The 20,162-nt window shown below is 66.2% G+C and carries 29 protein-coding genes and 2 pseudogenes; 10 read left to right on the top strand and 21 right to left on the bottom strand.

The window, feature by feature from the left end; all coding sequences use genetic code 11:
* The 7 genes from ACZJYS_RS04375 to ACZJYS_RS04345 all read right to left on the bottom strand — a co-directional run bounded on the left by ACZJYS_RS04375 (position 1) and on the right by ACZJYS_RS04345 (position 5,125).
* Positions 1–612 (bottom strand): RNA polymerase sigma factor, encoded by a 612-nt coding sequence (locus tag ACZJYS_RS04375; protein ID WP_493176066.1) that lies wholly within the window; start codon positions 610–612, stop codon positions 1–3.
* A gap of 229 nt (positions 613–841) precedes the next feature.
* Entirely contained in the window at positions 842–1,555 is a 714-nt protein-coding gene (locus ACZJYS_RS04370; RefSeq protein WP_493176064.1) for a glycosyltransferase, read from the bottom strand.
* Complete coding sequence (locus ACZJYS_RS04365) at positions 1,552–2,679, bottom strand: FAD-dependent oxidoreductase (RefSeq protein WP_493176062.1); 1,128 nt, start codon at positions 2,677–2,679, stop codon at positions 1,552–1,554. Before ACZJYS_RS04365 ends, ACZJYS_RS04370 begins: the two co-directional genes overlap by 4 nt.
* Before the next feature lie 17 nt (positions 2,680–2,696).
* A complete protein-coding gene (locus ACZJYS_RS04360; protein WP_379639173.1) occupies positions 2,697–3,215 on the bottom strand; it encodes a redoxin domain-containing protein in 519 nt (172 codons plus the stop codon).
* 14 nt (positions 3,216–3,229) lie between these two features.
* Positions 3,230–3,451, bottom strand: a complete 222-nt coding sequence (locus tag ACZJYS_RS04355; RefSeq protein WP_493176061.1) for a hypothetical protein — start codon at positions 3,449–3,451, stop codon at positions 3,230–3,232.
* Positions 3,452–3,485: 34 nt separating this feature from the next.
* Complete coding sequence (locus tag ACZJYS_RS04350; protein WP_493176060.1) at positions 3,486–4,430, bottom strand: radical SAM protein; 945 nt, start codon at positions 4,428–4,430, stop codon at positions 3,486–3,488.
* A complete protein-coding gene (locus ACZJYS_RS04345) occupies positions 4,427–5,125 on the bottom strand; it encodes a DUF2064 domain-containing protein (RefSeq protein WP_493176059.1) in 699 nt (232 codons plus the stop codon). The genes ACZJYS_RS04350 and ACZJYS_RS04345 overlap by 4 nt, the downstream gene beginning before the upstream one ends.
* A 285-nt stretch (positions 5,126–5,410) precedes the next feature.
* Between ACZJYS_RS04345 and ACZJYS_RS04340 the strand changes: the two genes are divergently transcribed.
* From ACZJYS_RS04340 to ACZJYS_RS04320, 5 genes are all read left to right on the top strand, one after another.
* Positions 5,411–5,656, top strand: a complete 246-nt coding sequence (locus ACZJYS_RS04340) for an IS66 family transposase (protein ID WP_493176057.1) — start codon at positions 5,411–5,413, stop codon at positions 5,654–5,656.
* Positions 5,550–5,993, top strand: coding sequence for a transposase domain-containing protein (locus tag ACZJYS_RS04335; protein WP_493176056.1), 444 nt, complete (start codon positions 5,550–5,552; stop codon positions 5,991–5,993). The genes ACZJYS_RS04340 and ACZJYS_RS04335 overlap by 107 nt, the downstream gene beginning before the upstream one ends.
* Positions 5,994–6,183: 190 nt before the next feature.
* Positions 6,184–6,372 (top strand): CsbD family protein, encoded by a 189-nt coding sequence (locus ACZJYS_RS04330; protein WP_493176054.1) that lies wholly within the window; start codon positions 6,184–6,186, stop codon positions 6,370–6,372.
* Positions 6,373–6,699: 327 nt separating this feature from the next.
* Positions 6,700–6,921, top strand: coding sequence for a hypothetical protein (locus ACZJYS_RS04325; RefSeq protein WP_493176115.1), 222 nt, complete (start codon positions 6,700–6,702; stop codon positions 6,919–6,921).
* Positions 6,905–7,201 carry a hypothetical protein gene (locus tag ACZJYS_RS04320; RefSeq protein WP_493176113.1) on the top strand — a complete coding sequence of 99 codons (297 nt, stop codon included), beginning with the start codon at positions 6,905–6,907 and terminating at the stop codon, positions 7,199–7,201. The genes ACZJYS_RS04325 and ACZJYS_RS04320 overlap by 17 nt, the downstream gene beginning before the upstream one ends.
* On the opposite strand, the pseudogene ACZJYS_RS04315 reads toward ACZJYS_RS04320, so the two are convergent.
* Positions 7,145–7,321, bottom strand: a pseudogene (locus ACZJYS_RS04315) (transposase); the annotation flags it as partial. The gene ACZJYS_RS04320 and the pseudogene ACZJYS_RS04315 sit on opposite strands and share 57 nt — an antisense overlap.
* Positions 7,322–7,453: 132 nt before the next feature.
* Between ACZJYS_RS04315 and ACZJYS_RS04310 the strand changes: the two are divergent.
* Positions 7,454–7,936 carry a CreA family protein gene (locus tag ACZJYS_RS04310; RefSeq protein ID WP_109519176.1) on the top strand — a complete coding sequence of 161 codons (483 nt, stop codon included), beginning with the start codon at positions 7,454–7,456 and terminating at the stop codon, positions 7,934–7,936.
* Between the two features lie 23 nt (positions 7,937–7,959).
* Here ACZJYS_RS04310 and ACZJYS_RS04305 read toward each other — a convergent pair whose 3' ends face one another.
* The 6 genes and pseudogenes from ACZJYS_RS04305 to ACZJYS_RS04280 all read right to left on the bottom strand — a co-directional run bounded on the left by ACZJYS_RS04305 (position 7,960) and on the right by ACZJYS_RS04280 (position 13,145).
* Positions 7,960–8,136: a hypothetical protein gene (locus ACZJYS_RS04305; protein WP_493176052.1), complete on the bottom strand. Its 177-nt coding sequence runs from the start codon at positions 8,134–8,136 to the stop codon at positions 7,960–7,962.
* Positions 8,137–8,154: 18 nt separating this feature from the next.
* Positions 8,155–8,887, bottom strand: a pseudogene (locus ACZJYS_RS04300) (IS5 family transposase).
* Positions 8,888–9,523: 636 nt separating this feature from the next.
* Positions 9,524–10,393: an ABC transporter substrate-binding protein gene (locus ACZJYS_RS04295; RefSeq protein ID WP_493176050.1), complete on the bottom strand. Its 870-nt coding sequence runs from the start codon at positions 10,391–10,393 to the stop codon at positions 9,524–9,526.
* 515 nt (positions 10,394–10,908) lie between these two features.
* Positions 10,909–11,634 (bottom strand): transposase, encoded by a 726-nt coding sequence (locus ACZJYS_RS04290; RefSeq protein WP_493176048.1) that lies wholly within the window; start codon positions 11,632–11,634, stop codon positions 10,909–10,911.
* 295 nt (positions 11,635–11,929) lie between these two features.
* A complete protein-coding gene (locus ACZJYS_RS04285) occupies positions 11,930–12,736 on the bottom strand; it encodes a DUF8758 domain-containing protein (protein WP_493176046.1) in 807 nt (268 codons plus the stop codon).
* On the bottom strand, positions 12,708–13,145 hold the full coding sequence (locus ACZJYS_RS04280; protein ID WP_493176044.1) for a DUF488 domain-containing protein: 438 nt from the start codon (positions 13,143–13,145) through the stop codon (positions 12,708–12,710). Before ACZJYS_RS04280 ends, ACZJYS_RS04285 begins: the two co-directional genes overlap by 29 nt.
* 331 nt (positions 13,146–13,476) lie before the next feature.
* Here ACZJYS_RS04280 and ACZJYS_RS04275 point away from each other — a divergent pair, with 331 nt between their 5' ends.
* Positions 13,477–14,052: a hypothetical protein gene (locus tag ACZJYS_RS04275; RefSeq protein WP_493176042.1), complete on the top strand. Its 576-nt coding sequence runs from the start codon at positions 13,477–13,479 to the stop codon at positions 14,050–14,052.
* A gap of 651 nt (positions 14,053–14,703) precedes the next feature.
* Here the strand turns inward: ACZJYS_RS04275 and ACZJYS_RS04270 are convergent.
* From ACZJYS_RS04270 to ACZJYS_RS04260, 3 genes are all read right to left on the bottom strand, one after another.
* Entirely contained in the window at positions 14,704–15,087 is a 384-nt protein-coding gene (locus ACZJYS_RS04270) for an HNH endonuclease (RefSeq protein WP_493176040.1), read from the bottom strand.
* A complete protein-coding gene (locus tag ACZJYS_RS04265) occupies positions 15,087–15,377 on the bottom strand; it encodes a hypothetical protein (RefSeq protein WP_493176038.1) in 291 nt (96 codons plus the stop codon). Before ACZJYS_RS04265 ends, ACZJYS_RS04270 begins: the two co-directional genes overlap by 1 nt.
* Positions 15,378–15,645: 268 nt before the next feature.
* Positions 15,646–16,281: a hypothetical protein gene (locus tag ACZJYS_RS04260; protein ID WP_493176036.1), complete on the bottom strand. Its 636-nt coding sequence runs from the start codon at positions 16,279–16,281 to the stop codon at positions 15,646–15,648.
* A gap of 202 nt (positions 16,282–16,483) precedes the next feature.
* On the opposite strand from ACZJYS_RS04260, the gene ACZJYS_RS04255 reads away from it, so the two are divergent.
* The gene (locus tag ACZJYS_RS04255) at positions 16,484–16,675 is read left to right on the top strand and encodes a helix-turn-helix domain-containing protein (protein WP_493176034.1); all 192 of its coding nucleotides are present in this window, start codon (positions 16,484–16,486) and stop codon (positions 16,673–16,675) included.
* A gap of 104 nt (positions 16,676–16,779) precedes the next feature.
* On the opposite strand, the gene ACZJYS_RS04250 is transcribed toward ACZJYS_RS04255, so the two are convergent.
* Complete coding sequence (locus ACZJYS_RS04250) at positions 16,780–17,250, bottom strand: hypothetical protein (RefSeq protein WP_493176032.1); 471 nt, start codon at positions 17,248–17,250, stop codon at positions 16,780–16,782.
* Positions 17,251–17,388: 138 nt separating this feature from the next.
* Between ACZJYS_RS04250 and ACZJYS_RS04245 the strand changes: the two genes are divergently transcribed.
* Complete coding sequence (locus ACZJYS_RS04245; protein ID WP_493176111.1) at positions 17,389–17,541, top strand: DUF4113 domain-containing protein; 153 nt, start codon at positions 17,389–17,391, stop codon at positions 17,539–17,541.
* 37 nt (positions 17,542–17,578) lie between these two features.
* Here ACZJYS_RS04245 and ACZJYS_RS04240 read toward each other — a convergent pair whose 3' ends face one another.
* From ACZJYS_RS04240 to ACZJYS_RS04230, 3 genes are read right to left on the bottom strand one after another with little or no spacing between them, the layout of a single operon-like run.
* A complete protein-coding gene (locus tag ACZJYS_RS04240; RefSeq protein ID WP_493176030.1) occupies positions 17,579–17,986 on the bottom strand; it encodes a hypothetical protein in 408 nt (135 codons plus the stop codon).
* Positions 17,947–18,120: a hypothetical protein gene (locus tag ACZJYS_RS04235; RefSeq protein WP_493176028.1), complete on the bottom strand. Its 174-nt coding sequence runs from the start codon at positions 18,118–18,120 to the stop codon at positions 17,947–17,949. Before ACZJYS_RS04235 ends, ACZJYS_RS04240 begins: the two co-directional genes overlap by 40 nt.
* A 30-nt stretch (positions 18,121–18,150) precedes the next feature.
* Positions 18,151–19,221: a hypothetical protein gene (locus tag ACZJYS_RS04230; RefSeq protein ID WP_493176026.1), complete on the bottom strand. Its 1,071-nt coding sequence runs from the start codon at positions 19,219–19,221 to the stop codon at positions 18,151–18,153.
* 233 nt (positions 19,222–19,454) lie between these two features.
* Here ACZJYS_RS04230 and ACZJYS_RS04225 point away from each other — a divergent pair, with 233 nt between their 5' ends.
* Complete coding sequence (locus tag ACZJYS_RS04225; RefSeq protein WP_493176024.1) at positions 19,455–20,081, top strand: hypothetical protein; 627 nt, start codon at positions 19,455–19,457, stop codon at positions 20,079–20,081.
* The last annotated feature ends 81 nt before the right edge of the window (positions 20,082–20,162 follow it).

The raw sequence follows: 20,162 nt of genomic DNA, 5'->3' as shown, positions 1-20,162 counted from the left end.
TCAATCCTCCCCGCTTAGGCGCCGCCGCAGGGCATGTAGGGCGCGATGGGTCGCGACCTTCAGCGCCCCGACCGACATGCCGGAGCGGCGGCTCGCCTCGGCCAGCGAAAGCTCCTCAATTTTCGTTAGCATCACGGCGGTGTGCTGGGCCGGCGGCAGGCCCTGGGCAGCCTCGCGCAGCCGCGCGGTGTCCTGCCGGTCGGCCAGCGTTTGCTCCGCGCCCGGGCCGGGCTCGCGCGGTTCCTCCGCCTCCTCCACCGGAGGGGTAAGCCCGCGCTGGCGCGCCAGCCTGCGGAGCCGGTCGGCCACCCGCCGCTCCGCGATCGCCATCAGCCAGGGGCGGAAAGGGCGCGCGGGGTCGTAGGTGTGGCGGACCCGGTGCAGGCTGAGCAGCGTGTCCTGGACCGCGTCCTCCGCCTCGGCCGGCTCGCGCAGGCGGGCGCGGCAGACGGCGCGCAGCAGCGGCAGGCATTCGCGCAGCAGCGCCTCATAGGCGCGCGCGTCGCCCGCCTGCGCCCGCGCCATCAGCGCCGCCCAATGCGGGTGGCGGTCCTGCGCCGTGGCCCGCGCCCCGCTCAACAGGCCAAGGCCCGCGCAGGATGGGATGGCCATGGCGCCCGACATTCGATCCCCGCTGCCGCGCGGCGCGCCGCCACAGGCGCTCCGGATGGTCCCATGACCGGGTTCTCCTGCCTGTTCGCCATGCCGGGAGGCGAGGTTACCTGGCGTCGGACGCGGCACCCCGGAAATTGTGCCTGCTCACGCCGTGGCAAGCAGCCCGACGAGGATTGGCATTGCGAGACGGCGGCGCCAGGGACAGGCTCGCACAAGGCGCGGATGCCTAGCGGCGCGGCGGCGCGGCGGCACGGGCGGCGCGCAGGCGGCGCCACGCCCCCCAGGCCTGGCGGGCGGTGAGGCGCCAGTGCAGCCAGGTCGTGCCGAGCCAGCCTCGGCAGGCATATTTACGGGCCGAGGTGGAGAGCGCTGCCCCCACCGGCCGCACCGGCAGCCGCGCCGTGTGGGCGGCCCAGACCAGCAGATGGTCCTCGCCATAGGGCGCCGCCTCGTCATAGCCGCCGAGGGCGCGGAAGCTGTCTGCCGGCAACACGAGCCCCTGGTCGCCAAAGGGCAGGCCGAGACAGGCGGAGCGGCAGTTGGCGCCCCAGGCATTCAGCTGCGTGGGCCAGGGGCCGTCGGCGCGGAAGCGCAGCGCGAACCAGCCCAGTGCCGGGGCGCCGCGCGCCGTGAAGCGCAGCAGCGCCGGCAGCGTGCCAGGCAGCAGGCGGCTGTCCGCGTGCAGGAACCAAAGCCATTCGCCGCCCGCCAGGAGGGCGCCGGCGTTCATCTGCCGTGCCCGCCCGGCCGGGGCCTCGGCATGGCGCAGCAGCAGGTGAGGCGGCCAGGGGCCAGGATCGGGCGGCGCCTGCCCGGCGGCGCGCACAAGGATCACCTCCTGCCCCGGCGGCAGGGCATGCAGGGCAGCAAGCAGCCCGCCATGCTCCGCCTCTCGCGGCGCCAGGGGGATGACCACGGAGAGATGCGGGGCCTCCGTCACGGCTGCGCCTCCCCGGCGGCGCGCATGCGGCGGACGAAGCCAAGATCGAGCCGCCGCTTCAGCCACAGCGCGGCGCGCCCATGCCACCAGAGCCGCCCGCGCGCGGCCAGCCCGGTGCCATCGCCGAGGTCGAGAATGGCCAGCCAGCGCCGCTGCGGCCGAAAGGCGGCGGGTCTCCCGCCGGCGGCATGAACGGCAAGGTTGTGGTGCAGCACCGGCGCGGCGCGCACGCCGAACACGCCCACCATGGGCCGTGGATGGCCCTCGACCACGGCGCAGTCCCCCGCCGCGAAGATGGCAGGGTCGGCCACGGAATGCAGGGCGGAGGTCAGGCGCAGCCGGCCGCGCGCATCCACCGGCAGGCCGAGCTCCGCCACCAGCGCGTGCGCGCGCAGCCCGGTGGCCAGCACCAGCATGTCGCAGGGCAGGTCGGTGCCGTCCTCCAGCACGCAGGCGCCGGGCCTGCGGGCCACGGCACGGCCTTCCACCAGGGCGATGCCCTGCCCGGCGAGGTTCCGGCGCAGCGTCCGCAGCGCGGCGGGCGGCGCCCAGCCATCCTTGCCACCGGGGGCGGGTCCAAGCAGCGCCACGCGCGGCGCCACCCCGTGCCGCCGGGCCAGCGCGGCGAGCGAGGCCGCGACCTCGTGCGCCGAGGCGCCGCCGCCGGCCACCACCAGGGCAGGGCAGCGTTCCCGGGCCTCGATCTCCGCCACCAGCCGCCGCCGCAGGGTGGCGAGGCCGCCGAGCGGCTTCACCGCCCAGACACCGGGCGCGTCCAGCAGCGCCGCCGGTGCCGCCGCGACGCTGCCGAGATTGAAGGAGGCGAGGTCGAAATCCATCCATCGTCCATCCGCCAGCCAGGCGCGACGGGCTGCGGTATCCACCCGCTCCAGCAGCCCGTCCAGGTGCGGCACGCCGCGCGCCGCCGCCAGCGCCGCGACATCGACGGTGTTGGCGCTCTCCGGCAGGGCGCCCGCCAGCACGGCGCCGGCGAGGCCCGAATAGTGGAACCGCGCCGGGCTGATCAGCACGGGGGCGAGGCCCGCCGCGCGCAGCGCGGCCGCGCGGTGCAGCAGGTGCAGATGGGCGTGCCCCGCCCCCGCCAGGAGCAGCCGCGCCGGCATCGGCTGGCCGCGCCGCCTCAGGCGGTGCCGCGCACGGGGTAGTCCTTGGCCTGAATGAAGCGCAGCCCCTTCAGCAGCGCCGCGAGATCGGGCCGGGCGAAGGGGGCGTTGGAGACATCGACAATCTGCACCGTGCCGTCCGGACGGATGGCGAAGATCGCCGGCTCGGGGAAGGGCCGGTCCGTCTCCTCGGGCGAGCGGGGCGTGGAGACGTAGAGGCCGAGCTGGCGCATCTCCTCCACCGTCATGCCGTAGCCCACGGGGAAGCTCCAGCCCTGCTCCGCCGCCTTTGCCTCAGCTTTCTCCTTCGGGTCGCCCGACACAGCGGCGACGGCGATGCCCGCCGCGCGGAACTCGCCCAGCAGCCCCTCCAGGGTGCCGAGATAGCTCTCGCAGAGCGGGCAATGGGCGCCGCGATAGACGACCAGCAGGCGCCAGCCCCGCATCCCCGCAGGGTCCAGCCGGCCGCCATCGGTCTGCGCCCAGGTCATGGACGGGAAAGCGGCACCGGCGATGAACTGGGTGGTGTCGGCCATGGCTGGTTCTCCTCTCAGCAGGGGAAGCGTCGGGGTGCTGGCCAGAGCAACGGCCGCGGCGCGCGCGGGATGCCCTGCTGGCGGCGTTCCGCCTTCGGCAGCACATTCCGCGAGGGCCAGAGGCCGCTGGCGAGCGCGTCGTGGCAGACGCGCGGCAGGCCGGCGGCGCGCGCCTCGCCTTCGAGAGGCAGCAGCCCGGCGACAGCGCGCAGCAGGGGGCGGCGATAGAGCGTCATTCGGTGCGTTTCTCTCCCGGGCCCGGGATGGAGGTCAGCGGCTGCAGGCAGCGCCGCCCAGCACACAGAAGCGCGCGCAGTGCGGATGGTTCAGCGCGACGGGCCGGCTTGCCTCGGCCAGGGTTCCGCCCAGTTCGAACTGTGGGTCGTAGGCCAGCAGGGTGCAGGCCAGCACCGCCGGTCGCTCGGCGCCGCGCCGCTTCACCACCATGCGGGACGAGCTGCACATCACGCTCTGGGGCGACTTGCCCAGGATGCCCCAGCAGGCCGTGGTAATCTCCGGAACATCGGCCTCCGGATCCATCTCGGGGAAGAGCACCAGGGCGCCCGGATCCTCGGCGTCGATCGGCAGCCCCTCGGCGGCAAAGAGCGCGGCGAAGCCCTGGCGCAGCATGGCCTCCGGCTCGTGCCCGAAGGCGGCGCGGCCGGCGACACTGACGGCGAAACCCTTCTCCACCAGCCAGCGCAGCCCCACCAGGCTCTTGCCGAAGGTGCCGCTGCCACGCTCCGCATCGTGCAGGGGGGCGCCATAATGGTCCAGGCTGACCCGGACCGCCAACTGGTCGGGATGCGCCGCGTTCAGCGCCGCCAGTGCCACCGCGTGGCGCTGCATGGGCCGCATGGCGTTGGTCAGCACCAGGGCGCGGAAGCCGCGCTCCAACACTGTCCGCAGCATCGGCAGTATGTCCGGGTTCATGAAAGGCTCGCCGCCGGTGAAGCCGATCTCCTCCACCGGCAGGTGGCCGGCGGCGATCTCATCCAGGTAGGCCGCAACCTCGTCCAGCCGGATATAAGCCAGCGCATCGTTGCGCGGGCTGCTCTCGATGTAGCAGTTGGCGCAGGCGAGGTTGCACAGCGTGCCGGTGTTGATCCACAGCGTCCGCAGAGCGGAGAGCGAGACCCTCGCCCGCGCCTCTCCCTTGGCTGTCACGGCCGGATCGCGAAACTTGGGTGGCGGCGAAAGGGTGTCGGGCATCATGATGCCTGATCCTCCAGGTACGTGACGCCAGCCTGCCGCGGAAGCGCCTCGATCCAGGCACGAAGGCGCACCTGTTCCGGTAAGGGTTGCGGAAGGGCCGCAAGGGCGGTGGCCAGGGGGGCGAGGTCGCCTGCCTCGTCCACGTCCCGCAGGGTGGGTAGGAAGCCGGTGCCGCCGATCGGGACGAGGGCGGCAAGCAGGCGCTCCGCCGTGTCCGGTTGCGAATAGGGAACGGTCATCCATACCTCCGCAGGGATGGGCAAGCGCCCGCCGAACAGCCAGAAGCCGCCATCCTCCGCGCGGCCCATGACAAAGGGATGCGGCCCGGTCTCCAGTGCGCGCGCCGCCGCGAGCAGCTTGGCCGGGCTGATCTGCGGCGCGTCGCAACCGAGCAACAGGACGCGCCCGTGGCGCTCCTGCAGGGCGGCGTAGATGGTGTGGAGCTTCCGCTCCAGCCCGCCTTCCCCCTGCCAGAGGGTGGGATGGCCCTGCCAGTCTGTATGGCCGAGCCCATCTTGTTCCGCCACGGCCCAGTAGCCGTGCAGAAGCGGCGCGCAGGCGGTGACCACCGAGCCGCAGGCCCAGGCGGAGAGTCGATGGAAAACGGTGGCAGTGTCAGGGCCGATAGCGGCAGCCAGCCGGGTCTTGACCGGGCTGAGCGCGGCCGTCTTGGCGAAGATCGCGACCGCTGTCATCGATAGCTATCCCCTATGCCGCCGGGAGGCTGAAAGCCTGGTTGCATGTCCTGTTCGTCCAAAGGCCGGGCCAGGTTACGCAGCACGGCACCTACAACGCGTTTTCTCATGATATGGCGAAGCGGGAGCGCTGAAATCGCCCTTTAATAGTGACGAGCGGCTATTGAAGTACAGAAATAATCGACTGCCACCGCATACTCGAAGCTTCCGTGCGGAATCGATCGCGCCACAACGATTTGGCGAAGGCATTGGACTACGCGTCCAAGCGTTGGGTCTCGTCCACCGTTGGAAGTATTGTTTCCAATTCTCTGCGATGGCCAGATCGATTCAACAAATAACGCCGCCGAACGCGCGTTCCGCAGTGCGGTCCACTGTAGAAAGACTTGGCTGCTCGCAGGCAGCAACCGTGGCAGCAAGCGCCGCGATGATCTACGTGCTTATCGCCACAGCGAAGCTGAATGGGGTGGAGCCCCGCGCTTGGCTCGCCGATGTGCTCGCCCGCATCGCTGGCCATTCTGCCTCCAGGCTTGACGACCTTTTGCCCTGGAACTGCAAGCGCGCTCAGATCCTCGCATTTGACGCCGCTCAAACGCTGCCTACAACGTCCGACGACAGCGGGTCTTGCAGGGCCGGACCCCGAACCAGATCGTCGCGGAGCGCCTTGCCGCCCGATGAAAGCTCTGCAGAACCAAACCCGCCGGGCAAGCTGGGGCGCAGGACATCGCCAAGGTCTGCACCATCGTCAAAACGCCAAGGATGTCTCACAACCAGACAGATAGGTAGTGCTGGAGATAGTAGGTACAGATACAGACCTCGCCCTGGCTGCGGACGTCCGCAGGATCCAAGATCCTCCAGCAAGCCGGCTTGATGGAATTGCGGCGAAACCATGGCGAGGCGCGGTGGTTAGCCCAGCATGCAGCCATAGGGCTGCGCAGCGCCGATAAGGGTGCGGCAGTAGCAGCGAACTTGCTCACCTGCCAATGGGCTCCGCCTCAACGAGCTGGTGACACTAACGCCGTGCTGGCGTTTCCTGCAATCAAACCGAATTGGAGAACATCATGGTCGACAAAGACCGCGTTGAGGGCAAGGCGGAGCAGGCCAAGGGCTCGCTCAAGAAGGGAGCGGGCGAAATGACGGGCGACGAGAAGATGAAGGCCGAAGGCCAGGCCGACAAGGCGGAGGGCAAGGTGCAGGACACCTATGGCGCCGCCAAAGACAAGGCTCGCGACACTCTGAACAAGGACTAAGCGCCGGGTGCGCTTGGCACCCGCCAGGGCGGCGCTCCGGCGGATAACCAAGCTGCACCGCTCTTGCCGTATGCTCGGCTGCAAACCAGGGCGGGCGCCTCGACCCGTCCGCAGGCTTAGGGGGATGAATCATGCCATTGCTGCTTTGGCTGCTCGGCGTGCCGGGCGTAATCGTCATTTTGCTTTGGGTGACGGGGGTCATCGGCTTCTGAAGCGCCGCGGCGGCCGGCCAGCAGCCGCCTGGCAGCTTTTCGAACCACTGTAAGGTCACGGCCCGGTGCCCGGCGCCGCGTGGCGGCGCGCGGTCAGCCTCCAACAGGGAGATTGATGTCGAGCATGGTTTCGCGGCAGGATTCAGCCAGTCGCAAGGAGTTCACGACGCTGACCGCGTTCCGCGGCTTCGCCGCGCTGCTGGTCGTCGTGTTCCACAACTTTGGCAGCTTCCTGCCCAACCTCGTATTCACCGATCCACACCGAGTTCTTCGAGAAGGGCTATCTCTGGGTCGGCTTCTTCTTCCTGCTGAGCGGCTTCGTGACCAGCCATGCTGATGGGCGGAAGTTCGTCGAGGGTGTGCGCTGGGAGAGCTTCAAGCCGTTCGCCTTTGCCTGGCTGGTGCGCATCTACCCACTGCAGGCCTTCGTGCTGCTCGGCTTTCTTCTGCTCGAGCTTTTCCGCGTGCCGCTCTACGACGCCGGCTACCTGCACACTGAGCCGTTCACCAAGGACATGAGCCCCTACCTGCTGGGGCTCAACCTTGTCATGCGTCAGACGATCGTCGGGAATGCTGCGCCACTTGGCGCCGTTCTGGTGCCGCCAGAGGATCGCTGAGATGGTCCGGCGCAGGTCCTTTGGTGGTGTCTTACCGTGGGGCCTGGCCTCCCCGATCAGTGGCTCGCAGATCGCCCAGGTCGCATCCGTGAAAACCTGATTGCCATTGCTCTCCACCATGCCCGGAACATGTGAACAGCCATCAAGCTCTAACAGGCCTTAGCCCGCCTGCAACTGGCATGGTCAGCCCCTGTTCAGTCGGCACGAATCATTCCTGGCGCTGCGGCGCCAAACCCTAAGGGATTGCAAATCATGAGACACTTTTTCCTCGCCGCCGCGGCCGTACTGATCGCCGCCGCGCCCGCTGACGCCGAGCAGGTCGGTGAAATCAGCACGGACTGGACAGGTAACGACATCGTCGTCGAGGCGCTCACCGATCCCGAGGTGCAGGGAGTGACCTGCCATCTGACCTACTTCAGCCGCGGCTTCATCGACCGCGTCTCGAAGGGGAACTGGTTCGAGGATCCGTCCAATTCCTCGATCGCCTGCCGCCAGACCGGCCCCATCGTCATTGGCGAGATCGAGACGGATAAGGGCGGCGAGGAGGTGTTCAGCGAGGGGCGCAGCCTGGTGTTCAAGTCCCTCCGGGTGCGCCGCATCTATGACCGCCAGAACAACACGCTGATCTACGTGTCCTACGCACGCCAGATCAAGGACGGCAGCGCGAAGATGGCGGTCTCCACCGTGCCGCTCTTTGACCGGCAGGTTTCCTGGAGCCAGGGACGGCCAGACTGAGGCTTTGGAAGGAGGCAAAACGGTCAGCGGTCGAGTCGTTCCTGGGCGTGCCGCCCGTGGGCCTGGAGAATCTCCAGGTCCCTGGCTGAGGCGATGCCCCTCTCGCCGTCAGCAAGGACCATGGCGAGTTGCTCCAGCAGGGACCGCCGCGCATGCTCCGGCAGCGCCACGGAGCGCAGCCGCGCCATGGCATTGGCCATTCGGATTAGCAGCGCCTTTCAAAACCGCCCCTGAAGCGCGTTGAGGCAGATGAGGGAGCAGGCGAGCGCGGTGGGGGCCTGGTGGATGTCGAGCCTGTGCTCGTAACGGATGGCCGAGCGACGGAAGCGGTTGATCCAAGCGGATGTGCGCTCGATGACCCACCGGTGCTTGCCCAGCCTCCGGCTGCTCTCGATGCCGCGGCGCGCGATCCGGTGCCTGATCCCGCGCCGAAGGCAGGCGCGGCGGCAGCGGCGATGATCATAGGGCTTGCTTGGGATGGGTGGCACGGCATCGAGCAGGTCGCCGAAGGGCCTGCTTGCGTGTTGGCGCCGATCAGCAGGAAGGCCAGCGGGATGCCGCGCCGGTCGGTGAGGAGGTGGCGCCTGGTGCCTGCCTTGCCACGGTCCGTCGGGTTCGGCCCGGTTCCGGCGCCCCCCTCTTGGCTGCAATGGACGCGCTGTCCACGCAGGCACGGCTCCAGTCGACCCGGTCCGCCTGGTGCAAGCGGCGCAGCAGCTCCCGGTGCAGCCGGTCCCACACGCCAGCCTCCTGCCAGTCCCGCAGCCGCCGCCAGCAGGTGACGCCGGGTAAAACGTATACGTTTTACCAGCCCATCTCCCGCGGCAGCATCTCGCAGGGGATGCCGGAGCGCAGCACGAAGAGGATGCCGCTCAGGGCAGCACGGGGCGGTACGACCGGCCGTCCGCCCTGCGGCCTGGGCCGTTCGGGTGGCAGCAGCGGCTCAATCACCGGTCAGACTTCATCCGAGATCAGGGGCTTCGCCATGCCCTTCAGATCGGCGCAGCCCTACCGCTTTTCCGTTTTGAAAGGCGCTGTAAGGCAGGGATAACGGGTGCAAGCGCTTTTAGCGGCCACTCACGAAGAGCCAGTGAGTTTGCGGCCCGCTGATAGCCGCCCTCGTACTGGGCTGCAAAGAACATAAGGCTGGCACCAGGCATGCTCCAGAATACAACCAAATTCAGATGAGGACCCTTCCGGCGGAAAAAATAACTGCCAACAATAATCATCCTCCTGCGGGGCCATACACTTAGCGTCACAGATCAAAATTTTGCGTATCCCAGCGCGGAAAGTATCGCGACTCAGTTTTTGTCCTGTACTCATAGATATATTATCGGTATATTGGTAATAAAATCTCACAGGAACAATAGACTAATTATTATCGATTGGCAGATTATGCAGGAATTGACATTGTCGGCGCGCCCGACGGGTGTTCACCAGGTCATCTCTTTGAGGTGAAGCAGTCTCAGGAAAATCAGGGCTCATGGGACCACCACAAGCTGGCGGGTACGGTGTCGGCAGAGGAGGCCTCTCCGCTGAGCCAGGGCGGCCGCATATTGGTGCGGAGTTGAAGCGGACCGCCCGGCCTTACGGCGCAAGGCCGGATCGTACGGCGGAGGCGACTGGCGTGGCCGGATCGCCGTCCAGCGCCGCCACGATCTCTGCCTCCAGCGCGGCAAGGGCATAGGGCACTGAGAGGATGCTGCCGAAGGACAGGGCGCCGGCCACCATGCGGCTGGCCAGGATCTCGCGCCCTTCCCTGTGGGCGCTTAGGAAGCGTCGCATCGGAATGTTGGTGATGGCCGCGCTTGACTCGCTCGTCATCCAGATCAGCAGATCCACTTCCAGGGGCGAGAGATCCTCCGGCGAGAGGACTCCGTAGAAGCCTCGCCGCAGAGCCTGGTCCGGCAGCGGCGGCACCACGAAGCCAAGCTCCGCCAGGAAGGCGCCGCGCGTGTCCTCGCGGGCATATGCACCGACCTCGCCGCCAAAGGCATAGGCGATCCGCGCCGTACGGCCCTCCCAGCCGGGATGGCGGGCCCGGGCTGCGTCGATCAACCCCTGCGCCTGCCCGATCCGTTCCTCCGCCAGCTCCTGCCGGCCAAGCGCCAGCCCCAGGCTGCGGGTCAGCACTGCCCAGGGCGTGGAGACCGCCTGCCCCGGCGCATGCATCAGCACGGGCGCGATGCGCGACAGGAGCGCGTACTGCGCCGGTGTGATTCCCGAGCCGATGCCCACGATCAGGTCCGGCGCCAGCGCGGCCACCTGCTCGACTGAGATTTCGGTGGGCAGTTCGACAGGCAGGGAGCCGGAGAGGAAGGGTTGGGCCCAGGGCCAGATGGAGGCTGGCTGGTCGCCATACCATCGGCGCACCGCCACGGGCTGCACGCCGAGGGCCAGCAATGTGTCCTGCGTCTGGAAGCCGAGCGAGACGACCCGCCGGGGCGGCTCCGGCAAAAGGATTTCGCCGAAGGCATGCGTGATGCGGAGGGGACCTTGGGCCAGCACCGGCGGCACGGCGAGCCCAGGCAGTATTCCCAGAGCCGCCCCCCGCCCCGCCCGCAGCAAGCCGCGCCGCGTCAGGCTGCGGCCCGCGCCGGAGCAGGAGCCAGGGCAAGAGGGGTGCAGGTCTTGTGCGTCTTGTGCGGTCATGGCTTGCCTCAGAGCAGCGTGGCGGCCAGGCTGGCGAGCACCAGGGCCGGGCAGGCCCCCAGCGCCAGCCGGAGCGCGTAGCAGAGCAGCAGGACGAGGGCCATGCCTGTAGATATGAGCGGGCCTAGCCAGAGCATTAGAGCTATTGGGCGAGCCCTGCCCGGCCGCCAGCCAGCGAGCCAGTGCGAAGGCCCAGAGGATGGCGTCGGTCTCAGATGGCGAAGCTCGTCATGGTGACGGCGAGCACGGCTTCCACGCGAGGCATGGGAAGGCTCAGCGGAAGGGTGGCGTTGGCCGGCGCGTCGATTGCCTAGAGGCTGTCATGGACCTGCGGCCAGTCGAGCGGCTTGCTTGAGGATGATGCAGGCGAAGGCGACGAGGCGGAGATCGGCAAGAGTGGTGGCATAGCGCTCGTAGTCCTTCACCAGCCGCCGAAAGCGGCTGGCCCAGGCAAACGACCGCTCGACCACCCAGCGCCGCGGCAGAAGCACGAAGCCGCGCCTGGCCTCCGGCAACTTCACGACGCTCTGCCCGGTGGAGGCCTGCACCGCCCGGGCCAGCCGCCCGACCTCAGCACGGTCATCCGCGCTGGCGGGCGTGACGTGCAACGCCAACAGATGGCCCAGCGTGCCGACCGCCAGGTGCAGCTTGGAACCCTTCTTGCGTTTGGCGCCGTCATACCCCGCCCGCTCGCCGCTCTCAGGAGAGGAGCGCAGCGTCCGACTGTCCAGAATGACAGCGCTGGGCTGCGCCTTTCGCCCGGCCGCCAGGCGCAGCACCGTCCGCAGATCCTCGGCCAGGGCTTCGAAGCAGCCTGCCGCCAGCCAGTGCTGTGCCTGCTGACAGACTGCCGCCCAAGGCGGCAGGTCGTTCGGCATCCAGCGCCGGGGTGCGCCGGTCTTGATCACGTAGCGCAGGCCGTTGAACGCCTCGCGCAGGCTGTGCTCGCGCTGCCCGGCGACCTCGGGCCGCAGCGTCAGGTAGGGCGCCACCAGCGCCCATTCGTCATCGGAAACGTCAGAGGGGTAGGGCTTGCGGGCACTCATGCCCCGCAGCCTGATCGTGACCCACCCGCAGGTCCATAACAGCCTCTAGCTTCTGTGAGGTCCTGGTCGCCGCAGCGTTCGACGGGGAACTCATGCCGCCCACTTTCCCGGGCTATGACGTTCGGTGGGAGCGCTTCGCTCGAGTCCAGGTACGCATGCGCACGCTCGGGACGGACGGGAAGAACCCGCGGATCTCCTTCAAATCTGAACCGGCGTCTTTCGACTGGCTCGCGGGCGTCCACATCACACCCGATTGCCTAACGCGCACCTTCACTGAGCAGGTTCCGTGTCCTGGTCAGAACAGGGCGAGTTGCGCCACCTTGTCGAGGCGCAGGACACCCACAAGCAGCCAGACGTCCGGATACCTAGAGTGCGTGCCCATCGCGAACGCCATTCCCTTGGCCGGATAGCGCTCGTTGAAGACCTTGCCCATTTCCTCCAAGGCCTTCTCCGCCCCCATCTTCCGCTCCCAGTTGTAGAACATGGCAGCGGTTTCCCAGTCGTCGCAGGTGGCCTTGTGGCTCTTCCCGTCTTCGGCTTCGTAGTCGTATTTGAAGGCGTATGGGCAGGGCGCCAGGGCTGCAAGCTCGGCGTCCAGGAAGGAGAGTTGCTGCGCCGCCCGCTCGTAGGCCTGCTTCTCCTGCTCGAGTTCCTTCGCCGTCTTCTTCTTCCACCAGAACCGCGATTTGGTGGGACGGATAAGGGCAAGGCTCTGACCACGCGACGCCGCCACTTCGGTGGACGGGACGATGATGCGGTCCAGGAATTCGGCGCGTTCACGCTCTGGCATGTCACCGCAGCACTTGATGGTGTCTTCCTGGACCCTGCGGCTCTCCGCACGACGGTCCTCGCCACCCGGTCTGATCCAGTCGTACTCAATCCAATCCCAACGACCGAACTGCTCTTTCAGTCGCCGGAAGTGGACCGGATACTGGCGCCGCCACTGGCCGTCTTGGGTTACGCCCGCGCAGCAGACTGTCTCGCCGTGCTTCTTTCCAGCGTGCGGCAGGGCTTTGACGAGAACCAGGACTTTCTCCCGGCCGCTCCTCTCAAGCGTATTCGAGGACGGGAGATTAGCGGATGGTGGGCTGGCCGGACGCACTGGCGACTCTCAGGTGCCTGATTTTTACCGGCACGGTAGCAGAAATGGCGTCGGCTACGATACTGCGATGGCAGTCTGCGTGATCCCGCTCGAAGCACATAAGGCAGGCCCCGCCGCCGCTCACCAAGTGGGCCGCTATTGCCAGGTCGGCCTGGGCCTTCGAGGTTCGCATGTGGGCACCGAAAATTCGACGGAAACGCGGCATATCCCCGTTACGGGCGGCGTCCCTGCCCGGTTTGGGATCGCCGAGCCCACGGAGATGGACATACTCGATCCCGGCTTCGGCCAGGGCGGCGGAAAGTGCCGTCTTCGAGAAGCCACGCCGCCGCGACAGAGGGAGCTCGCGGACGTCCAGCAGGCGCTCTATGCCAGCGTCCTGGAGGCTAGCAATGAACTCGTCGAGGGCCACGCCCTCGTATCCTATCGTCGCCAGGAAGCTCGGCTGCCGTTTGCTCATGATAAGGGTCATGAAGGCCGGACTCTAGGGTGTCAACGAGATTGGCACCCCAGAGGAAGTCATGGCGCGATGACGGCATCTAGGTCACGGGTGACGTCAACGGCGGAAGGCGTGGCCAACAGCGACGCCCAGGTCACGTGCGCCAAGCCGGTGCGCTGCCGCCGGGCCGCGTAGAGCGGCATGACCTCAGCGATCGGGAGCATGATGGCTTGGTGCACTCGGCAACCCGATCTTTACCCTCAGTTGCCAGCCTCTGCCGGAGCATTGCTTCAGGAGGTGTCACATGACTGAGCAGCATTATGACCGATCGAAGTTAAGTGCGTGCGAGCTCGTCCTAGATCATGGCAACGGCTTTCGGTGGGTTCGGCCGCCGACGCCTGAGGTTCTGGACTTTCAGCGGTGGGCGATAGGGAAATACATAGGCGAGGGAGCTCATGACAGCGAACTCAGGGACATCATCTACAGCTTGCTGGATGCCCAGAATGGGTCGCACGTCACCGTTGTAGTCGACGACAGAAGCGAGTTCCAGAGCGTGGTTGTCAGCCACATCAAGGGCTGCGGCATCCAACTGGTAGCAGATGAGCACAGGGCCATGGTTTTGGAGTTCGTTCGCAGCCTGAACCCAACCGATGTTGAGGACGCGGATAACATCGGCGCCGTGTGGTCTTCCAGTTTCGCGACCGAGATTGGCAAGGCCGAAGGACGCGGCCTGCTGGACCTTTCGGATCCGGAGCAGAATAGGGTCGCAGACGAGTACTTGGCCGAATGCATGGAGCTCACCCGGAAGACGATGGTGCAACGGGCAGAGCGTCTCCGCCTAGACGAGCGTGCTTGGCCGGACCCGGCTACGCTACTCTGAAAGAGCGGAAGACCTTGGTATTCCAAGTTCGGCACAGAAGTCGATCATGTGGCTACCCTGCCCCGGGTTGAAGCCGAACTGCATTTCAGTCCCCCAGGCCAGATCGAGCGTCTTGAGCGCCTTGATAGTGGCTGGAAGGAAAAAACTTCCAAATTAGGAAGAATTATAGGATCGGGATATTCTTCACCCGTACGGTGCGCAACGTATGCGTTCCGGTGCTCCACCTTCACGGTGTTGATTGACGACCTAAAATCCGCAAGGCTCGCATTGAATCGGCTCTTGTTTTTCTCCGTGGCCCCCTTGCTGCGATTGATAGTCTTTTTGATGGCGTGGAGGCTGTAGGCCGATTTGTCATCGTCTAGATTGAGAGGTGCAAAATAACCGCATTCGATATGGCCCGTAATGCAGTTAACTCTTCCAGCATGTATCTGGTCGTCTGTTGTCGGACACGACCGCCGAAAGCGTTGACTTTTTCTTTGTAACACCAGGCGCTGAGCAGTAGATGGTAGGCTTGGTCCTTAGTTGCGTAGAACTCTTCTTTCTCGGCAGCGGTTAGCATGATGGAGTCTGTGATCTGTAGTTGCGTTTGGCCGCGTCCTTGGAAAGGCAGCGCGGCCGCCAGATGAGTTTCTAGTTAGCAGTGACTTGGGATTAGAAACCCAGTTCCTCGGCCTTGCGCTCCAGGTAAGGGACAAGCTCCTCCAGCATCACGCTGTCGCCCTTCGACATGTTGCACGAAGGGTGAGTTACCTGGAGATTGCCCGCCTCGTAGCCCCCTCCCCGGGTGAAGGGGATGATGTGGTCGACGTGGTAGGCACCGAGGGTCGATCGCTCAATGGCCGTGTCACAGAGCGGGCAGATCCCGCCCTGGTTCTCCAGCATTTCCGCGATCAGCGCAGACGCGACACGCTTGCGACGGTGATCCGGCATGCTACGGATGATGATGGAGCAGTCCCTGGCTACCAGCCAGACCTCCTCCCAGGCCAACCGCTCAATGTCGCCCATCTGCTCGGCGAGCCTGCTGAAGCTACCCATCAGGCGGCTCGCTCAGCCCGCGTGCGGATGGTCCGGAGACGCGTCCGGGTACGCTTGGCGCGGTCGGCGAGTTCGGCCGCCTCAAGTGCGCCGATGGCGGCCTCGACGATGTCGAGTGCCTCCGTGACGTCCTCAATGAGAGCCTGGCGCTCTTCCTGGGTCCGGCTGCTCAGTCCCCGGGAGTTCTGGACGATCCGGGTCAGCCGCTGCTCGAAGCTTGGCGCTTGATGCTCAACTTCCCGCACTTGCTCCGGCGCGGTTTGCGACCACAGCCAACTCAGCAGGCCCATGCATAATCCCTCAACGCCCGCCCCTCGCGGGCACGGAACGATAGCAGAATAAGCTGCTCTTGCCCAAGGTGCATGCTAGATGTCCCGCATGCCCCGCGCCCCCGGCCGTGTTCTGCCACCCCGTGAACTGTGCACCCTCGCCGACGTCCTGGAGGCGTGGCAGGAAGGCCGGATCTCTGCGCAGCGAGCGATGGAACTCACGGACATTCCTAACCTGTTCGGCCTATTCGAGGCGGCTCGGCTGTCCGGCATTCCCATTCGGGGCCGATCAGAGACCGCCTCCGGGCCACTCAAGTAGCGCCGCCACAGTGACCCCGGTCAAAGGCCCATTGGACCTGAACGACAGACCGTACCGCTTCACTATGGCGCAGGGAGACCACATCTCCCGCCATGCCAGACGGATGTTTGGCCACCGCGACTTACTGTTTCGGTAGTCTGGATGGACAGCCTTGGTCCATGCAGCGGCGCGCTCAGGCGCGATGAGCTCTGCTCCCAGAACGAGTGCCATCTCGCACGCCTCGCCGCAAAGGATGACGTCACGTGCTTTGTCCAGGAAGGCCTTGTTGATCTCGTGGTAAGCCGATGCGAGTTGAGTTCTGTGGGACCGACCCAGTGTCGTTCCCAGGAACTCATAGGAGGCGTTGAGGCAGACGATCCCCTCGTCACGCAGTGATAGGAAGAGCTCGGTCGGGGTTCCGAAGTTCTCCGATGCCTTAAAACAATCAATGCCTAGGGACTCCAAAACGTAACGTCCGGAGCAGTTGTGCCTGCCCTGGCTGATCCAATCGGGCTTGCAGAATGGGATCCCGGTGCGTCGACTGGGATAAGGGTCCTTGCCCACGATAACGAGCCTGATCGGTTCGCTGGCGCCCGTCTGAAAGTAGCGCTCCTCGATGTTATCCATGCAACAACCTACCTCGCCAGCGCTCGCTCAGCACCCGAGCGGGGGATAATTCCTGACCATTGTTGAAGCAGTTTCAAAATCCTTCGCACAGCGCACATGTTGTCAACATATGGCCACGCGACAGCCACGTACTCTCCCTTGCATCGAGAATGTTGATCCGGGTTGCGCCACGCAACTATGATGTCAAGGAGGAGATTCCCACATGTCTGACACTTCTGCCCCCGGAGACTTCCTCCGCGACGCCCGTCAGGCCAGTGGCCTCAGCTATGCCGAGTTCGCCGCAGCCGTTGGCATCAACAAGAGCACCCTGAGCCGCTACGAGACCGGCGCGCTGCCGATGCCGCGCAAGGTCGAGCTTGCCGTTCGTGGCCTCCTCGCAAGCCAGGAGGGCTGAGATGGCCAAGCACTACCCCGACGTCGACGTTCTGACGACCGCCCGGCTGGCCGAGCTCGAGCGGGAGATGGCGTCAGCGGACGGCTGACGCCATCTAGGACCGGTCAGGCGAGGCCGAACGCCTTGCGCAGAGAGCGGTACGACATGGGAGACAGACGGCCGTGCCAGACGCCGCCCTGCCGCTCTGTCCACGAGATGAGGTAGGCCTCTTCATCCCCGAGAATGCGGCGCGTGACCTTGGTGATGCCGGTCCAGGAACCCTTCAGCCCGCCCGGATCCACACCGAGCTTCTTCTCGAGGTCCGGCAGCAGGAAGCCGCTCTCGGGGTAGGTCACGATCTCCCGCATGACGTCCTTGGTACGACCCTTGAAGGCGAGCAGGGCCTTCTTGGCCTGAGCAGGCGAGAAATCGGGCGGATCGTCGTCAGAGGTCACCGGGTCCGAGGGCTGCCCCACCTCCTCGCCAGTGTCCTCAGCATCCAGGCTGGCGCCGGGCAGGAAGCGGGCGAGGAGCACCTTCTGGCACTCCAGCGGCAGCGTTTGGAACTCGTCTTCCGTGATCATCAGGCTCGGCATGTTTGGCCCTCATTGCTGGTCGTAGCTCATCATACGAAGATGAATAACGAAGAGGCAACGTTTTCCACGACGCCTCAAATCGTTTCAATCTCTTTCACTGTCACTCGGAGCCCCTGAGCTAGATCTGCTGCTCGAGCCCTGGGAAGCGCGCCACCAGATGCGCGGTTCGGCGCCGGGACCGTGCGGCCGCTGGCCACCGGCATCGAGCGAGCTTGGAAGACCCGGGCCGAGAGACTGTCGCCTCGCTACACCACCCGGTTGGAGGAGATCCTGGTCGCGAGCGCATGGTGAAAAGAAGGCCGGGAGGGTGTCCCGGCCTTCTGTCGGTTCAGGTCCGCTTCCGCGGCTCCGGCGGCCGGGGCCGCTCCTCGACGGCAGCGTAGTTGCCACTGCCTGAGATGCTCCTTGCGCCCTTGGGCTGCTTGCCCTCTTCCTTCTCCTGGCTTCCGGTGCCGGACATCGCGCCAGAGACGACCTGGGCACCGCCGCTCCTGGTGCCGGTCTTCACGGCCGCCAGCACCGTGGTGCTGTGCTCGCCTTCGGCGCGCTGGCCATCATCGACGTGCAGCATGGTGCTGACCATCTTCGGGAGCTCGTGGATGAGCGAGAAGGAGCGGATGCAAAGCTGGTAGTTCGGCATCCCGAGCATCGCGATGATCCCGAAGCCACCGACCATCGTGTCCCCCATCGCCGAGCTCATCGCGACGCCGAAGGTCTTGTTGGTGTATCCGGCCACACCGCAAAGATGAGCTTCGAGAAGATGAGGCCGAAGATCAGCAGCGTCGGACGCAGGAAGGCGTTGAAGATGATGCCGTAGATGGCCTTCTGCTCGCCGTTGATGAGCTCGTTACCGTCGAAGCGGATGTGCATGAAGGCCGCCACCGGCGCGGCGACGACGAGCTACGCTGCGTAGACCGCGCAGGACATCACGGCGAACAGCCAGATGATGTAGGGCATCATGGGCAGGATGAAGTTGTTGAGAAGGCCGATGTAGATTAGGACGCGGATCAGCGTCACGGCGAACGGGGCCAGGACATCAAGCGCCTTGGCGGCGCCCGCCGCCGGAGCAGCCGGGGCGTTGCTGATGCCATTCTGGAGCGCCGTCTTCGCGGTCTCGGCCGTGACGTTGAGACCCGCCCAGGTCACCAGGGCTGCCTGACCGGCGAGCACCATGTGCCCGCCCATCGTTGAGATGGACGACATCGGCGCGACCTCGTCCAGGGCGGCTCCATCGACTGCCCAGCGGGCCGCAAGGTCACCGGCAGGCTTGAGGAGCGCGGCCAGCGGATTGAGCGAGGAGCGATCCTCCCGCACCCGCACCTGAGCGGAGGAGACATAGTCGTTGGCCCGCTTGTCCCGGATGAGGAGGTCAAGCTGGCGGGATGCGTCGGTCCAGAGCTTCAGGGTGTCGCTGTCTCGGTCGAAGCCGGTCATGACCGTGTGCCAGGCTACCATCGCTCCGCCGATGGCGAACAGGATGGGGTTGAACACCTGGAACAGCGGCATCAGCACGTCTGTGTTCCCGCCCGCCGTCGCCGAGGAGCCGTTGAACAGCCAGAACTGCATGGTCGCCGGGAACATCCGCCGCATCCATTCCACGCTCAGGTCGTGAGCTCCGGGCGCCGTCTTCAGGAGTTCTACGGCATCGGACGCTGACAGTGTCGCGGAAGCCTGGTCGGCAGCCTGCGCGACGCCCGGGATCAGGGCAGCGGCGGCGAGGATGATGGCGACCGGCAGCGCCAGTCGCCGGGCCTGTCCGAACCGGCGCCAACCGGTCCGGACGGCCGAGAAGGCAAGGCGGACGGCGAGGTCGAGGACGGCGAAGGTCACGACCAAGCCAGGCAGGTTCGCGGTGGACTGGCCGAGGGTAATGACGCGCAGGACCTCGGGCGTCATCCCCGCGGCGCTGGCGGCCGCCTCGACGGCTCCGGCGGGCATCATCGCCATAGCGGCGACCGGCAGCAGGGCCATGATGCCTGTAGATGCGATGCTGCCCTGAAGAGGGACTTGAGCAGGCTGCGTGCGGTTGGGAACACGGCGCTCCTCCCTGTTGGTGGTGAGGCCGCACAAGGCGGTTATCACGAGGTTAGGGAGGGCGTTGGCAAGACAGCGGTGTCGTGGCGGCACCGGCCGCTGGGGTCTATCGCCGTCGCGCATCCGTCCGGCTACAGGGACATTGGTTGAGCGATTGATCGGGGATGCAAATGGCGGGGGGTGTGATTACGGCCGCGTGGATTCAGGGGCTCGGGACATTCCTCCCGACGGCGGTACTCGCTGGTGCCGCCATCTACGGCTTGAACAGTTGGCGCAAGCAAGCCCTGGGTCAGCGGGCCATCGAGCGCGCCGAGGACTGCCTAGTCGCCCTGCACGAGATCGTCGACCTGACCCGGGCCGCCCGCGCACGCGGGTTCAGCGCGGCGCCGGAGGATGTCGAGACGCCTGCGAAGACGCGGGAGACGTCTGCCCGCATCCGCGAGGAGGCCCTCCAGCGCGCGTGGGAGAGTTGGCGGCGCTTCGGCGCCGCCTATCGGCGCGCCGGATATTTCATCAAGCTACCGAAGCCGGATGCCGCAGACGAGCTTGCCAAGGCGCTGACCGAGCTCTCAGGGCTGGCCCGGCTGATCGACACTTACGAGCCCCTGGAAGAGGACCGGACGAGCCATGGAGACCGATTCCGGCGGGAGGCGGTGGCAGCGCGCGCGAAGTTCCTTGGCCTCAAGGAGGACGGGGTGGCTGAGAACCCAGCAGACCCGATCGAGCAGAAGCTCTCCTCAACTGTCCAATCTTTGGAAGCCGTACTGCTGCCCATCACCGGCGCGGGGAGATCCTAAATCCAGCTTGTTCCAGAACCAGTATCGACCCCGATCGGTGGTGACTCGAATTGCGGCGTTTTGCCTCAAGCGGCACGTCTA

The sequence above is a fragment of the Roseomonas sp. TS2 genome (assembly GCF_058833935.1).
This window is presented reverse-complemented; position numbering and strand designations above follow the sequence as displayed.

Excerpts from the sequence above, each read along its gene's own strand:
- ACZJYS_RS04375 (WP_493176066.1), bottom strand. The coding sequence starts at position 612 with ATGGCCATCCCATCCTGCGCGGGCCTTGGCCTGTTGAGCGGGGCGCGG.
- ACZJYS_RS04365 (WP_493176062.1), bottom strand. The coding sequence starts at position 2,679 with ATGCCGGCGCGGCTGCTCCTGGCGGGGGCGGGGCACGCCCATCTGCAC.
- ACZJYS_RS04360 (WP_379639173.1), bottom strand. The coding sequence starts at position 3,215 with ATGGCCGACACCACCCAGTTCATCGCCGGTGCCGCTTTCCCGTCCATG.
- ACZJYS_RS04355 (WP_493176061.1), bottom strand. The coding sequence starts at position 3,451 with ATGACGCTCTATCGCCGCCCCCTGCTGCGCGCTGTCGCCGGGCTGCTG.
- ACZJYS_RS04350 (WP_493176060.1), bottom strand. The coding sequence starts at position 4,430 with ATGATGCCCGACACCCTTTCGCCGCCACCCAAGTTTCGCGATCCGGCC.
- ACZJYS_RS04345 (WP_493176059.1), bottom strand. The coding sequence starts at position 5,125 with ATGACAGCGGTCGCGATCTTCGCCAAGACGGCCGCGCTCAGCCCGGTC.
- ACZJYS_RS04335 (WP_493176056.1), top strand. The coding sequence starts at position 5,550 with ATGATCTACGTGCTTATCGCCACAGCGAAGCTGAATGGGGTGGAGCCC.
- ACZJYS_RS04330 (WP_493176054.1), top strand. The coding sequence starts at position 6,184 with ATGGTCGACAAAGACCGCGTTGAGGGCAAGGCGGAGCAGGCCAAGGGC.
- ACZJYS_RS04325 (WP_493176115.1), top strand. The coding sequence starts at position 6,700 with ATGTCGAGCATGGTTTCGCGGCAGGATTCAGCCAGTCGCAAGGAGTTC.
- ACZJYS_RS04310 (WP_109519176.1), top strand. The coding sequence starts at position 7,454 with ATGAGACACTTTTTCCTCGCCGCCGCGGCCGTACTGATCGCCGCCGCG.
- ACZJYS_RS04305 (WP_493176052.1), bottom strand. The coding sequence starts at position 8,136 with ATGGCCAATGCCATGGCGCGGCTGCGCTCCGTGGCGCTGCCGGAGCAT.
- ACZJYS_RS04290 (WP_493176048.1), bottom strand. The coding sequence starts at position 11,634 with ATGAGTGCCCGCAAGCCCTACCCCTCTGACGTTTCCGATGACGAATGG.
- ACZJYS_RS04275 (WP_493176042.1), top strand. The coding sequence starts at position 13,477 with ATGACTGAGCAGCATTATGACCGATCGAAGTTAAGTGCGTGCGAGCTC.
- ACZJYS_RS04270 (WP_493176040.1), bottom strand. The coding sequence starts at position 15,087 with ATGGGTAGCTTCAGCAGGCTCGCCGAGCAGATGGGCGACATTGAGCGG.
- ACZJYS_RS04265 (WP_493176038.1), bottom strand. The coding sequence starts at position 15,377 with ATGGGCCTGCTGAGTTGGCTGTGGTCGCAAACCGCGCCGGAGCAAGTG.
- ACZJYS_RS04260 (WP_493176036.1), bottom strand. The coding sequence starts at position 16,281 with ATGGATAACATCGAGGAGCGCTACTTTCAGACGGGCGCCAGCGAACCG.
- ACZJYS_RS04255 (WP_493176034.1), top strand. The coding sequence starts at position 16,484 with ATGTCTGACACTTCTGCCCCCGGAGACTTCCTCCGCGACGCCCGTCAG.
- ACZJYS_RS04250 (WP_493176032.1), bottom strand. The coding sequence starts at position 17,250 with ATGCCGAGCCTGATGATCACGGAAGACGAGTTCCAAACGCTGCCGCTG.
- ACZJYS_RS04235 (WP_493176028.1), bottom strand. The coding sequence starts at position 18,120 with ATGCACATCCGCTTCGACGGTAACGAGCTCATCAACGGCGAGCAGAAG.
- ACZJYS_RS04230 (WP_493176026.1), bottom strand. The coding sequence starts at position 19,221 with ATGGCCCTGCTGCCGGTCGCCGCTATGGCGATGATGCCCGCCGGAGCC.
- ACZJYS_RS04225 (WP_493176024.1), top strand. The coding sequence starts at position 19,455 with ATGGCGGGGGGTGTGATTACGGCCGCGTGGATTCAGGGGCTCGGGACA.